Origin of the sequence: Xanthomonas sp. NCPPB 1128, from assembly GCF_001043115.1 — a bacterium.
GTDB lineage: Bacteria > Pseudomonadota > Gammaproteobacteria > Xanthomonadales > Xanthomonadaceae > Xanthomonas_A.
In genome coordinates this window covers 34,353-45,547 of the sequence record NZ_LFME01000006.1, presented here as the reverse complement: position 1 = coordinate 45,547, position 11,195 = coordinate 34,353, and the positions used below count along the sequence as shown (strand labels likewise).

The window sequence follows — 11,195 nt, the reverse complement described above, 5'->3', positions numbered from 1 at the left end:
CACAAGACGCAGATCCCAGTCTGGCAGGCATCGGCGGCATGACCAGGACAGGATCGGGGGCGGTCCAGGACGGCGATCGGCCGCGATGCCCTGCCCCACGGCCGTACTCCCTGCCCAGGCCGACGGCCTGGCGTGGGCGCCATGCCCCCTTCCGGCCAACACCGCGCCGTCCCCACGGCGCTCAACGCCCGGCTGGCGGCCTCAGCCGGCGACCGGCAGCTTCAGGTAGGCGCTGAGCCCGTCCAGGAACATCTGCACCGAGATCGCCACCAGCAACATGCCCATCAGCCGCTCGACCGCGGTCAGCACGCGCATGCCGAGCAGCTTGTACAGCAGCGTACCGGAGAACAGCAGGGCTGAGGTCGCTAGCCAGGCCAGGATCAGCGCCAGGCTCCATTCGCCCAGCCGGGTCGGCTCGTTGCTGCCCATCAGCATCACCGCGGCCATGCCGGAGGGGCCGGCCACCAGCGGGATGGCCAGCGGCACGATGAAGGGCTCGCCGTCGGGAATCTCGCCCATCAGCCCTTCCGGGCGCGGGAAGATCATGCGGATGCCGATCAGGAACAGCACGATGCCGCCGGCGATCGCCACCGACTCCTGGCGCAGGTGCATCACTTCCAGGGCGTACTTGCCGCCCCACAGGAAGCCCATCAGCACACCCAGCGCGATCAGCAGTTCGCGCGCCAGCACGATGCGCTGGCGCCGCGCCGGCAGCGGCTTGAGCACGCTGAGGAACACCGGGATGTTGCCCAGCGGGTCGAGGATCAGGAACAGCAGCAACGCTGCCGACAGGATGGTCATGCCAGGGGATTCCAGATCGCGCCGCGGTGCGCGGCGCCGGCGGGCGACAGCAGTTCGACACAGGCGCCGGCGTAGCGTGCCGGGTCGACCGCGTCGAGGTCTTCTTGATGGGTGTAGGCACGGGCGCGCAAGGCCGTGCGCATCGGCCCCGGCTGCAGGCCGGCCACGCGCACGCGCGAGGCGGCCAGTTCGCCGTGCAGGCTCGTCAACAGGCCGCGGCGACCGTGCTGGGCCGCGCCGTAGCCGCCCCAGTAGGCCTGGCCGACCCGCGCCGGATCGTCCACGGCGAACACGACGGCGGCATCCTCGGCCTGCCGCAGCAACGGCAGGCAGGCCTGGGTCAGCCAGGCCGCGGCGGTCAGGTTGACGTGGATGGCGCGCGCGAACTGGGCCGGATCGGCGTGTTCGAACGGGGTCAGCCCGGCGAAGTCGGCGGCGCAGTGCAGCAGCCCGTCCAGGCGGCCGAGCTCGCCCTGCAGGCGCTCGGCCAGGGTCGCGTAGTCCGACGGGGTGGCGCCGAGCAGGTCCAGGGGATACAGCAGCGGCGCGGCGCCGACGGCGGCGATCGCGTCGTAGACGCGGTTCAAGCGGGCCGGCTTGTGCCCGAGCAGGACCACGGTGGCGCCGGCCTGGGCGCAGGCCAGCGCCGCGGCGCTGCCGAGCCCGCCGGCGGCGCCGCTGACCAGGATCACCCGCTGCGCCAGCGCGCCGGCCGGCGGCGACGCAGGCGCGCTCACGACTGGTAGGCCTCGGTCACGATGCGCTGCAGTTCGCCGGACTCGAACAGTTCCATGGTGATGTCGCAGCCGCCGATCAGCTCACCGTGGATGAACAACTGCGGGTACGTCGGCCAGTTCGAGTAGCGCGGCAGGTTGGCGCGGATCTCCGGCTCGTCGAGCACGTTGACGGTGTGCAGGCGGTCGGCGCCGGCGGCCAGCAGCGCCTGCAACGCGCGGCTGGAAAAGCCGCACATCGGGTACTGCGGCGTGCCCTTCATGAACAACACGATGGGATGGCGTTCGACGTCGGCCTGGATGCGCTCCATCACCTGCATGCGGGTTCTCTCCTGCTGGGGCGAAAGAACGACCTTGGCGGTCGGCTAGACTCTCGCGTAGCCGCATAGTGTAAGCCCTGCGCGCGGCAGTACCGCGACGCGCGCCCAAAACCGCCAGAGGATCCATGCCCATCGAACTCGCTCCCCTGCCCTACGCCGCTGCAGCGCTGGCCCCGCACCTGTCCGCTGCCGCGGTGGAACAGCACCACGGCCAGCATCAGCGCGCCCTGGTGGAGCGGCTCAACGCGCGGCTGGCCGGCAGCGACCTGGCCGAGCTGGCGCTGCCGGACCTGCTGCGGCGCGCGCAGGGTCGGCTGTTCCAGGAAGCGGCCGAGGTCTGGAACCACGAGTTCTATTGGCGCGGCCTGCGCCCGCGCGGCGGCGGCGAGCCCGCCGGCGCACTCAGCGAGCGCCTGGCCAAGAGCTTCGGCGACGTGGCACGGTTCAAGGCCGAGTTCGAGCGCATGGCGCTGGCGCTGTTCGGCTCCGGCTGGGTCTGGCTGGTGCAGCGTCCGGACGGCAACCTGGCCGTGGTCAGCACGGCCAACGCCGGCACCCCGCTGACCGGCGACGACACGCCGCTGCTCGGCTGCGACGTCTGGGAACACGCGTACTACATCGACCACCCCGGCGACCGCGCGCGCTATCTGCAGGCGTTCTGGAAGCTGGTCAATTGGGAATTCGCGGCGTCCAATCTGCGGTGAGCCGGGATTGGGGAGTCGGGATTCGGGATTCGCAGGAGCGGCCGCCGTGGCTGCCGCCGGCTCCTGGCCCAGGCGTGGCCTGGGCCTGGTGCAACTGGTTCAGCGCTCGCCGCGCAGTGCCGCGATCACCGGGGCGACCTGGGTCTGGCGCTGCAGTTGCGTGCCCACGGCCTGCAGGGCCTGCGCCAGCGCCTCGGGCGTGTCCTCGCGCAAGGTGGCGTGGCCGACCTTGCGGCCCTCGCGCGGCTCCTTGCCGTAGTCGTGCCAGTGACCGCCGGGCTGCGCCAGGACCGGCGTGGCATCGGGCATCGCGCCGATCCAGTTGAGCATGCTGGCATGGCCGCGCATGCGCGTGGAGCCCAACGGCAACCCCAGCACCGCGCGCAGGTGGTTCTCGAACTGCGAGGTTTCCGCGCCTTCGATGGTCCAGTGGCCGGAGTTGTGCACGCGCGGCGCCATCTCGTTGGCCAGCAGCTCGCCGTCGCGGCAGAACAGTTCCAGCGCGAACACGCCCACGTACTGCAGACGCTCGGCCAGGGCCCGCGCATGCGCCACCGCCGCCTGCTCCAGCGCGGCATCGGCCTGCGCCGGGGCCAGGCTGGCCGAGAGCACGCCATGCACGTGCCAGTTCTCGGTCAGCGGCCAGGTGCGGAATTCGCCATCGCGGCCGCGCACTGCCACCACGCTGACCTCGCGCTGGAACGGCACGAACGCCTCGGCGATCAGGCCGACGCTGGCCGCCTGCGCGCCCAGTGCCGCCCAGGCCGCATCGGCGTCCGCGGCGGAGGCGATGCGGAACTGGCCCTTGCCGTCGTAACCGAGCCGACGGGTCTTGAGGATGCACGGCGTACCGACCTGCGCCAGCGCCGCGTCCAGATCGGCGCGCGTGTCGATCGCGGCGAAGGCCGGCACCGGAATGCCGAGCTCGCGAAACAGGGTCTTCTCGGCCAGGCGGTCCTGCGCCACGGCCAGCGCATCCGGACTCGGAAACACCGGCACCTGCCCGGCCAGGGCCGCCGCGCTATCCGCCGGCACGTTCTCGAAATCGAAGGTCGCCACGTCGACCGCGTCCGCGAACGCGGCCAGCGCGGCCTGGTCGGCATAGTCGCCGACCCGCAGCGGCGCCACCTGCCCGGCGCAGGCATCGGCCGCCGGATCCAGCAGCGCGAAGCGCAGGCCCAGCGGGACGCCGGCCACCGCCAGCATGCGCGCCAACTGCCCCGCCCCCAGAATGCCGACGGTGGTCATTGGCGCGGATCGTCCTTGGCCATCACCTCGTCGGTCTGACGCTGGCGGAACTCGCCCAACGCGGCACCGATCTCGGCATGGTCATGAGCCAGCATCGCCGCGGCGAACAGCGCGGCGTTGGCCGCACCGGCAACGCCGATCGCAAACGTGGCCACCGGGATGCCGGCCGGCATCTGCACGATCGACAGCAGCGAGTCCATGCCGTTGAGTGCCTTGGACTGCACCGGCACGCCCAGCACCGGCACCGCGGTCTTGGCCGCCAGCATGCCCGGCAGGTGCGCGGCGCCGCCGGCGCCGGCCACGATCGCACGCAAGCCGCGCGCGGCCGCTTGCTCGGCATAGGAGAACAACACGTCCGGGGTGCGGTGCGCCGACACCACCTTCACTTCATAGGGCACACCCAGCGCATCGAGTTTCTGCGCCGCGTGCTGCATGGTCTCCCAGTCGGAGCGGGAACCCATCACGATGCCGACGAGCGGCGCGGTTTGCTTGGAGGTCATGGCCGTCCCCTGCCTTAAAGACGTATTCTAGCCGTCTTCCACGCAAGACGAAGACCGGATGGACCGCAAACTGCTCGACCTGCTGTGCTCGCCCGACACCCGCCAACCGCTGGCGCTGCTGGAGGCGCGCGGCCTGGAGGCGTTGAACCGCGCCATCGCCGCCGCCGGCGTGCAGCGCGCCGATGGCAGTGCGCAGGCGCAACCGCTGCGCGAAGCCCTGATCACCCGCGACCGCAAGCAGGTGTTCCGCGTCGACGACGGCATTCCGGTGCTGCTGGCCGAAGAAGCCATCGGCACCGCCCAGCTCGCCGACTTCCCGGCCAAATGAGCCGCGACACGGCGCCGTTGCAGGCGCCCGCCGCGGACCTGATCGCCGCCGACGTCGCGCGCGCGCTGGCCGAGGATCTCGGCAGCGGCGACGTCACCGCCGCGCTGCTGCCCGACCGCGCCAACAGCGCCTACCTGCTGTGCAAGCAGGACGCCGTGATCGCCGGCCGCCCCTGGTTCGACGCCTGCCATCGGGCGCTGGATCCGCAGGTTCGGATCGACTGGCACGTGGCCGAAGGCCAGCGCGTGGCCGCCGGCACCGTGCTCGCCCTGCTGCACGGGCGCAGCCGCGCCCTGGTCAGCGCCGAGCGCGCCTCGCTGAACTTCCTGCAGACCCTGTCGGCCACCGCCACCGCCACCGCCGCCTACGTGGCCGCGGTCGCCGGCACCGGCGCGCGCATCCTGGACACGCGCAAGACCCTGCCCGGCCTGCGCCTGCCGCAGAAATACGCGGTCCGCTGCGGTGGCGGCAGCAACCATCGCATCGGCCTGTACGACACGGTGATGCTCAAGGAGAACCACATCCACGCCGCCGGCTCGCTGCCTGCGGCGGTGGCCGCCGCGCGCGCGCAATGGCCCGCGCTGCCGCTGGTGGTGGAAGTGGAAACCCTGGACCAACTGCGCGAAGCACTGCAGGCCGGTTGCGACCGCATCCTGATCGACGACTTCACCGCACAGCAACGCCGCGAGGCGGTGGCGATCGCCGCGGCCGCACCGTTCAATCGCGCGATTCCGCTGGAAGTCTCCGGCGGTGTCGACCTGGAGGCGGTGCGCGCGATCGCGCAGGACGGCGTCGACTGCATCTCCATCGGTGCCCTGACCAAGCATGTGCAGGCCGTGGATCTGTCGCTGAAACTCGGAACGCCGCCGTAGTAACGACCAGCATCTGGACGACGGAACCGCCTGTGCGGCGCCTTCCAGGCCAGCAACGCGCGCTCTCGCAGTGCGCCGCGGTACCGATGTCGACGCCTCCAGCCGCCGCGGAATCACGCTGGCAGCCCGCCAATCAGGCCGAAAAACGACGTGGAGTGGCCACACGTGCGTGTGCCAGCGCCGACACCGGCACGCGCGACCGAGCCAATCGTCGTGCAGACTCCCTACACTTCACGGCAACGCCGACGCCGCTCTGCGACGCTGCGCGCTCCCCTCCCCGCCGAGTTCGCCGATGTTCCGCCCCTGGTTCGCGCTGCTGTGTGTCGCCGCCCTGTTTCCCGCCGGCCGCGCCGCGGCCGCGGAAGTCTGCGATCTGCCGCCGCGCTTCGGCCTGACCCCGGCGGCGGTGGCGATCGTGCGCACCGCCTGCAACGAGCACCGGCTGTGGTGGCGCCCGTTCATCGATCGCAACGGCCGCCTGGCCGGCCTGCGCGTGACCGAGGCCGAGCGCGCCGACCTTGCCGACGACGGCATCGAAGCCTGGCAGCGCGTCGCCGCCTACTGGCGCGACAGCGGCACGCTGGGTGCGATGGGCCGCTTCGACGGCGCCGAGAGCTGCCAGCAGTTGGACGGGTCGCGCTATCGCGAAAACGACTGCCGCGCCTTCATCGTCGACAACCCGTGGTCGGCGGCCTTCGTGTCCTATGTCATGGTGCGCGCCGGCGTGGCCGGCTTCCGCACCTCGATCCGGCATATCGACTACATCCGCGCCGCCTACCAGGCCGGCGCCGACGGCCTGCCCTATCGCTTTGCCGACCCGCAGCAGGAAAAGCCCGCCCCCGGCGACCTGCTGTGCTTCCTGCGCGGACGCCGGCAGCCGGTCGGCACCGCCGGCCTGCGCGAGGCGCTGGCACGCGGCCGCCCGCTGCCGTGGGAATCGCATTGCGACATCGTGGTCGCGGCCAATGTCGGTGGCGACCAGACCCTGTACCTGATCGGCGGCAACGTGTTCAACGCGGTGACCATGCGCAAGCTCAAACTGGACCGCAGTGGGCGCCTGCAACTGGATGCGCCGCTGGCGCAGGACCAGAACGACGAAGGCGCCGCGCTCGAATGCACACCCGGCCACGAGGAACTGTGCGACTTCAACCGCCAGGACTGGTCGGCCCTGCTGAAGCTGCAACCGCAGGCGCAGGTGCTGCTGCCGACCGTCCCAACCGATCCCGCCGCCGCACCGATGACGACGCCAGCCGCGCCCGCGGCCGGCGCGGCTCCCGGCACGCCCGCCGCCTCGCCGGCACCGCCCGCAGCACACACGAGCCCGAACACGCCGGCGGCCACATCCCCCGTCCCCACCGCGGCACCGGCACCGCCGCAAGCCACCACGCCCACCGGTCACCAGGCACCCAGGACCGAACCGCAGTCACAACCACAGCGCTGAGGCGTGCTCGCCCGATCGTGACGCCAGGGCACCTCTCCACACCGAAATTCCGGTGGACGCACACCTCGCGTCATCAATGCCTTGCACGTGCCTCGCTCAGGACCATGGTGAGGACTGGAGGCGTCCGTCAGCCGCGGCACCTCGCCCCAGACATCTGCAAGCAGCGCGCGACGCCGGCCAAGGGCGCGGCTCTTGCCAATCCCCATTCCCGAATCCCCAATCCCCGCCCCAAGCAAGATTGCCCGCCTACCGGCGCCTCGCTACAGTGGCGCCATGCCCAGCCTGATCCTGTTGATGATCGCCGGCGCCGCGGTGTTCGCGTTCTGGAACGCCTCGCGCGCCGCCGCCGAACGCGCCGAAATCCTCGGCCGCAACGCCTGCAAGGCCGCCGACGTGCAGTGGCTGGACCAGAGCGTGCACGGCACCGGCCTGCGCCTGCGGCGCCTGCCCAACGGCTGGCTCGGCTTCGAGCGCAGCTTCCGCTTCGACTATTCCTACGACGGCACCGATCGCCAAAGCGGGCGCCTGGTACTGCTCGGCGACCAGTTGATCGCCTTCAGCGGGCCGGCGGTGGCCAGCGTGAGCAGCCTGCAGGAAGCGCGCGCGCAGCGCGACTGAGTCATGCGCCACGGCCGCGCACGATGGCGCGCGGTCTTTCGGGCGACAGCAAAAAAGACTGCAAGGCGGCTTCACCATGCCACATCGGCATGGACGGCGACCGCCCTCGATCCTCGGCACCGGTGCATCCAGCGGCATTCGCAGGGATCCATCCCGCGTGTTGTAGGAGCGGCTTCAGCCGCGACGGGCGTTACCGATAACGCCCGTCGCGGCTGAAGCCGCTCCTACGAAAGAACGCGGTGCGTGCGCTGCGTGCGCACCGAAAACACCAACGCGCGGGGCCAGCGCGCGGCCACCAAGGCCGCGCATCCGCTGCTTACTTGACCACGCGCAGACGCGGGCGCTTGCCGGCGTCGTCGGAACCGCCCGGACGCGGCGGTGGCGGGGTGTCGTCGCCCGGTGGCTCGCTGGCGCCGTGGATATCGTCCGGCAGCGCCATGCCCTGCCCGGTTTCGCGTGCGTAGACCGCCAACACGGCCGACATCGGCACCTGCACCGGGTAGCTGACGCCGCCGAAGCGGGCGGTGAAGCTGACCCCGTCGTTGTCGATCTGCAGACGTACGACCGCGCGCTCGGCGATGTTGAGCACCACCCGCCCGTCCTTGACCGCGCTCGGCGGCACCTGCACGCCGGGCAGGCCCGCATCCACCAGGATGTGCGGAGTCATGCCGTTGTCGTTGATCCATTCCACCAGCGCCCGCAGCAGGTACGGGCGATGGCTGGTCATGCGGGAAGTGTCTTCGGTCATGCGCCCATTCTACGTGCCGGCGCGCGACGCCGGTACAGCTCGGAACACAGCGGGGACCGCGCGACGGACGGCATCATGCCGGCAGGTCGCGCAGTTTCTTTTCCTGGTCGGTCAGGCTGCGGATGAAACCGGGATTGCGGAAGATGCGGTTGCCGTAATCCTCGATCGCCTTGCCGTCCTTCGGCAGCGGGATGTCCAGCGCCTGCAGGCGCCAGATGATCGGCGCCATCGCGCAATCGGCCAGGCTCATCTCCGGATTGAGGAAGAACTTGCTGGCCTTGAACAGCGGCACCGACGCGGTCAGCAGTTCCTTCAGGCGCTTGCGCCCGGCTTCGGCCTGGGCCTTGTTGCCGAGCTGGATCGCCTGCACCTGCGGCACCCAGTCGTGCTCGATGCGCAGCATCGCCAGGCGCAGGCGCGCGCGCGAAAGCGGGTCGACCGGCATCAGCGGCGGATGCGGATAGCGTTCGTCCAGGTACTCGCTGACCACCGAGGCGGCGTACAGCACCAACTCGCGCTCCACCAGCGTCGGCACGGAATGGTAGGGATTCAGGTCGATCAGGTCTTCCGGCGGATTCTGCGGATCCACCGCCACGAAATCGTAGGTCACGCCCTTGGCCGCGAGCACCAGGCGGACGCGGTGGCACAGGACATCATCCGTGGAGGAAAACAACGTCAAGGTATTTCGCATGCGCAAACTCGCCGCCATTCAAGGCTCTCCGACGGCCGGAATCCGCCGGCCGCATCGACGCCGCCCGCACATTGCGGACGGTCGTCACGGCCCCTGAGTGTGCAACCCTCGCTCACAAAAGCCAATAGGATGAACAGGGGATCGGCTCAGCAACGGTGCAGCCGGGATGCGGCCGAAACGGCCGCCGCTCAATGCACGTCCTTCCAGTATTCCTTCTTCAGCAGATAGGCCAGGAAGGTCAGCAGCGCCAGGAACAGCACCACCCACACGCCCAGGCTCTGCCGCTTCAACGCCGCCGGCTCGCCGGCGTATTCGAGGAAATTGCTGATGTCGCGCACGGTCTGGTCGAACTCGACCGGGCTCTGCTTGCCCGGCGTCGCCAGCTGCAGCCGTTCCACCGGCTTGTCCACGCCCGGCTGCTCGGCCTTGCCGTAGACCGGCTGTTGCAGGCCCTGCAGGTCCCACAGCGGATTGGGCATGGAGGCGTTGGCGAACAGCTTGTTGTTCCAGCCCAGCGGCCGCGACTGGTCGAGATAGAACGACTTGAGGTAGGTGTAGACCCAGTCGGTACCGCGCACGCGGGCGATCAAACTCAGGTCCGGCGGCGCCTTGCCGAACCACTTGGTCGCCGCATCGTGCGGCATCGCCGTCTCGATGTGTTCGCCGATCTTGGCGCCGGTGAAGTTGAGGTTGTGCATCACCTCGTCCTCGCTCAGGCCCAGATCCTCGGCCATGCGCTGGTAGCGCAGGTACTTCAGCGAATGGCAGCCGGAACAGTAGTTCATGAACAGCTTGGCGCCGCGTTGCAGCGAGGCGCGGTCGCCCAGGTCGTTGCCGGCCTGCAGGGTGGCGGCGCCCTCGGCGGCCATGGCCGAGGCGGAGAGCAGCAAGGCCGACGCGAAGCCGGCAAGCACGGCGATCAGGCGCTTAGTCATGGCTGCTCACCCGCTCCGGCACCGGCTTGGTTCGATCCAGCGAGGTCCATATCGGCATCGTCAGGAAGAAGGCGAAATACAGCACGGTCAGCACGCGGCCGATGTAGGTCTCGATGATCTCGGTACCGGGGCCGGAACCGATCACGCCGAGCCAGACGAAGCACACCACCAGGATTCCCAGCATCACCCGCGAGATCCAGCCGCGGTAGCGGATCGACTTGACCTTGGCGCGGTCCAGCCAGGGCACCAGGAACAGGATCGCGATCGCCGAGAACATCACCAGCACGCCGCCGAGCTTGTTCGGCACCACCCGCAACATCGCGTAGTACGGGGTGTAGTACCAGACCGGCTTGATGTGTTCCGGCGTCACCAGGCGGTTGGCCTCGGTGAAGTTGTCGTGCTCCAGGAACAGGCCGCCGAAGCCGGGCACGAAGAAGATGATGAAGGCGCCGATCATCAGCAGGAAGCCGACGCCGACCAGGTCCTTGACCGTGTAGTACGGATGGAACGGGATGCCGTCGGCCGGCTTGATCGGGCTCCAGCGGTTGCCCTTGGGCCCCTTCTTGATCTCCACGCCGTCGGGGTTGTTGGAACCGACCTCGTGCAGTGCGCCCAGGTGCAGCACCACCAGCAGCAACAGCACCAGCGGCAGGGCGATCACGTGCAGGGCGAAGAAGCGGTTGAGCGTGGCGTCGGACGGCAGGTAGTCACCCATGATCCACTCGGTCAGGCCGTTGCCGATCACCGGGATGGCGCCGAACAGCGAGATGATCACCTTCGCTCCCCAGAACGACATCTGCCCCCACGGCAGCACGTAGCCCATGAAGGCTTCGGCCATCAGCACCAGGTAGATCAGCATGCCCAGGATCCACACCAGTTCGCGCGGCTTCTTGTAGCTGCCGTACATCAGCCCGCGGAACATGTGCAGGTACACCACGATGAAGAACAGCGAGGCGCCGGTGGAGTGCATGTAGCGGATCAGCCAGCCCCACTCGACGTCGCGCATGATGTACTCGACCGAGTTGAACGCCTCGGCCGCGCTGGTCTTGTAGTGCATCGTCAGGAAGATGCCGGTGACGATCTGGTTGACCAGCACCACCATCGCCAGCGAGCCGAAGTAGTACCAGAGGTTGAAGTTCTTCGGCGCGTAGTACTCGGTGACGTGCTTGCGGTAGAACGGCATCAGCCCGGGGGCGCGCTCGTTGACCCAGTCGAACACGTTGCCCGCGGTGCGGGTGAGGATGTTGTCGGCCAT

The 11,195-nt window shown here is 69.6% G+C and carries 14 protein-coding genes; 5 read left to right on the top strand and 9 right to left on the bottom strand.

The genetic code is table 11. The annotated features are described in order from the left end of the window. Positions 1–201: 201 nt before the first annotated feature. Genes ACP93_RS06215 through grxD form a run of 3 tightly spaced genes read right to left on the bottom strand, consistent with a single transcriptional unit; the run spans position 202 to position 1,855 of the window. A complete protein-coding gene (locus tag ACP93_RS06215; RefSeq protein WP_048489899.1) occupies positions 202–801 on the bottom strand; it encodes a MarC family protein in 600 nt (199 codons plus the stop codon). Then, complete coding sequence (locus ACP93_RS06210) at positions 798–1,538, bottom strand: SDR family NAD(P)-dependent oxidoreductase (protein ID WP_048489898.1); 741 nt, start codon at positions 1,536–1,538, stop codon at positions 798–800. Before ACP93_RS06210 ends, ACP93_RS06215 begins: the two co-directional genes overlap by 4 nt. Continuing rightward, a complete protein-coding gene (grxD, locus tag ACP93_RS06205) occupies positions 1,535–1,855 on the bottom strand; it encodes a Grx4 family monothiol glutaredoxin (RefSeq protein ID WP_048489897.1) in 321 nt (106 codons plus the stop codon). Before grxD ends, ACP93_RS06210 begins: the two co-directional genes overlap by 4 nt. Positions 1,856–1,980: 125 nt before the next feature. On the opposite strand from grxD, the gene ACP93_RS06200 reads away from it, so the two are divergent. Further along, positions 1,981–2,559 carry a superoxide dismutase gene (locus tag ACP93_RS06200; protein WP_048489896.1) on the top strand — a complete coding sequence of 193 codons (579 nt, stop codon included), beginning with the start codon at positions 1,981–1,983 and terminating at the stop codon, positions 2,557–2,559. Positions 2,560–2,658: 99 nt separating this feature from the next. On the opposite strand, the gene ACP93_RS06195 is transcribed toward ACP93_RS06200, so the two are convergent. Together ACP93_RS06195 and purE are read right to left on the bottom strand one after the other, a co-directional pair. Continuing rightward, the gene (locus tag ACP93_RS06195; protein WP_048489895.1) at positions 2,659–3,807 is read right to left on the bottom strand and encodes a 5-(carboxyamino)imidazole ribonucleotide synthase; all 1,149 of its coding nucleotides are present in this window, start codon (positions 3,805–3,807) and stop codon (positions 2,659–2,661) included. Next, a complete protein-coding gene (gene purE, locus ACP93_RS06190) occupies positions 3,804–4,307 on the bottom strand; it encodes a 5-(carboxyamino)imidazole ribonucleotide mutase (protein WP_048489894.1) in 504 nt (167 codons plus the stop codon). The genes ACP93_RS06195 and purE overlap by 4 nt, the downstream gene beginning before the upstream one ends. A 58-nt stretch (positions 4,308–4,365) precedes the next feature. Here purE and ACP93_RS06185 point away from each other — a divergent pair, with 58 nt between their 5' ends. The 4 genes from ACP93_RS06185 to ACP93_RS06170 all read left to right on the top strand — a co-directional run bounded on the left by ACP93_RS06185 (position 4,366) and on the right by ACP93_RS06170 (position 7,566). Beyond that, a complete protein-coding gene (locus ACP93_RS06185; protein ID WP_048489893.1) occupies positions 4,366–4,635 on the top strand; it encodes a Trm112 family protein in 270 nt (89 codons plus the stop codon). Then, positions 4,632–5,507, top strand: a complete 876-nt coding sequence (gene nadC / locus ACP93_RS06180) for a carboxylating nicotinate-nucleotide diphosphorylase (RefSeq protein WP_048489892.1) — start codon at positions 4,632–4,634, stop codon at positions 5,505–5,507. The genes ACP93_RS06185 and nadC overlap by 4 nt, the downstream gene beginning before the upstream one ends. A 292-nt stretch (positions 5,508–5,799) precedes the next feature. Beyond that, the gene (locus ACP93_RS06175) at positions 5,800–6,948 is read left to right on the top strand and encodes a DUF2272 domain-containing protein (protein ID WP_048489891.1); all 1,149 of its coding nucleotides are present in this window, start codon (positions 5,800–5,802) and stop codon (positions 6,946–6,948) included. A 273-nt stretch (positions 6,949–7,221) separates the two neighbouring features. Next, positions 7,222–7,566 carry a DUF3301 domain-containing protein gene (locus ACP93_RS06170; protein WP_048489890.1) on the top strand — a complete coding sequence of 115 codons (345 nt, stop codon included), beginning with the start codon at positions 7,222–7,224 and terminating at the stop codon, positions 7,564–7,566. A gap of 316 nt (positions 7,567–7,882) precedes the next feature. Here ACP93_RS06170 and ACP93_RS06165 read toward each other — a convergent pair whose 3' ends face one another. The 4 genes from ACP93_RS06165 to ACP93_RS06150 form a co-directional block, all read right to left on the bottom strand. Further along, the gene (locus ACP93_RS06165; RefSeq protein ID WP_010342123.1) at positions 7,883–8,314 is read right to left on the bottom strand and encodes a ClpXP protease specificity-enhancing factor; all 432 of its coding nucleotides are present in this window, start codon (positions 8,312–8,314) and stop codon (positions 7,883–7,885) included. 73 nt (positions 8,315–8,387) lie between these two features. Continuing rightward, on the bottom strand, positions 8,388–9,023 hold the full coding sequence (locus ACP93_RS06160) for a glutathione S-transferase N-terminal domain-containing protein (protein WP_010342124.1): 636 nt from the start codon (positions 9,021–9,023) through the stop codon (positions 8,388–8,390). A 170-nt stretch (positions 9,024–9,193) separates the two neighbouring features. Next, entirely contained in the window at positions 9,194–9,940 is a 747-nt protein-coding gene (locus ACP93_RS06155; protein WP_048489889.1) for a cytochrome c1, read from the bottom strand. Then, a complete protein-coding gene (locus ACP93_RS06150; RefSeq protein ID WP_048489888.1) occupies positions 9,933–11,195 on the bottom strand; it encodes a cytochrome b in 1,263 nt (420 codons plus the stop codon). The genes ACP93_RS06155 and ACP93_RS06150 overlap by 8 nt, the downstream gene beginning before the upstream one ends.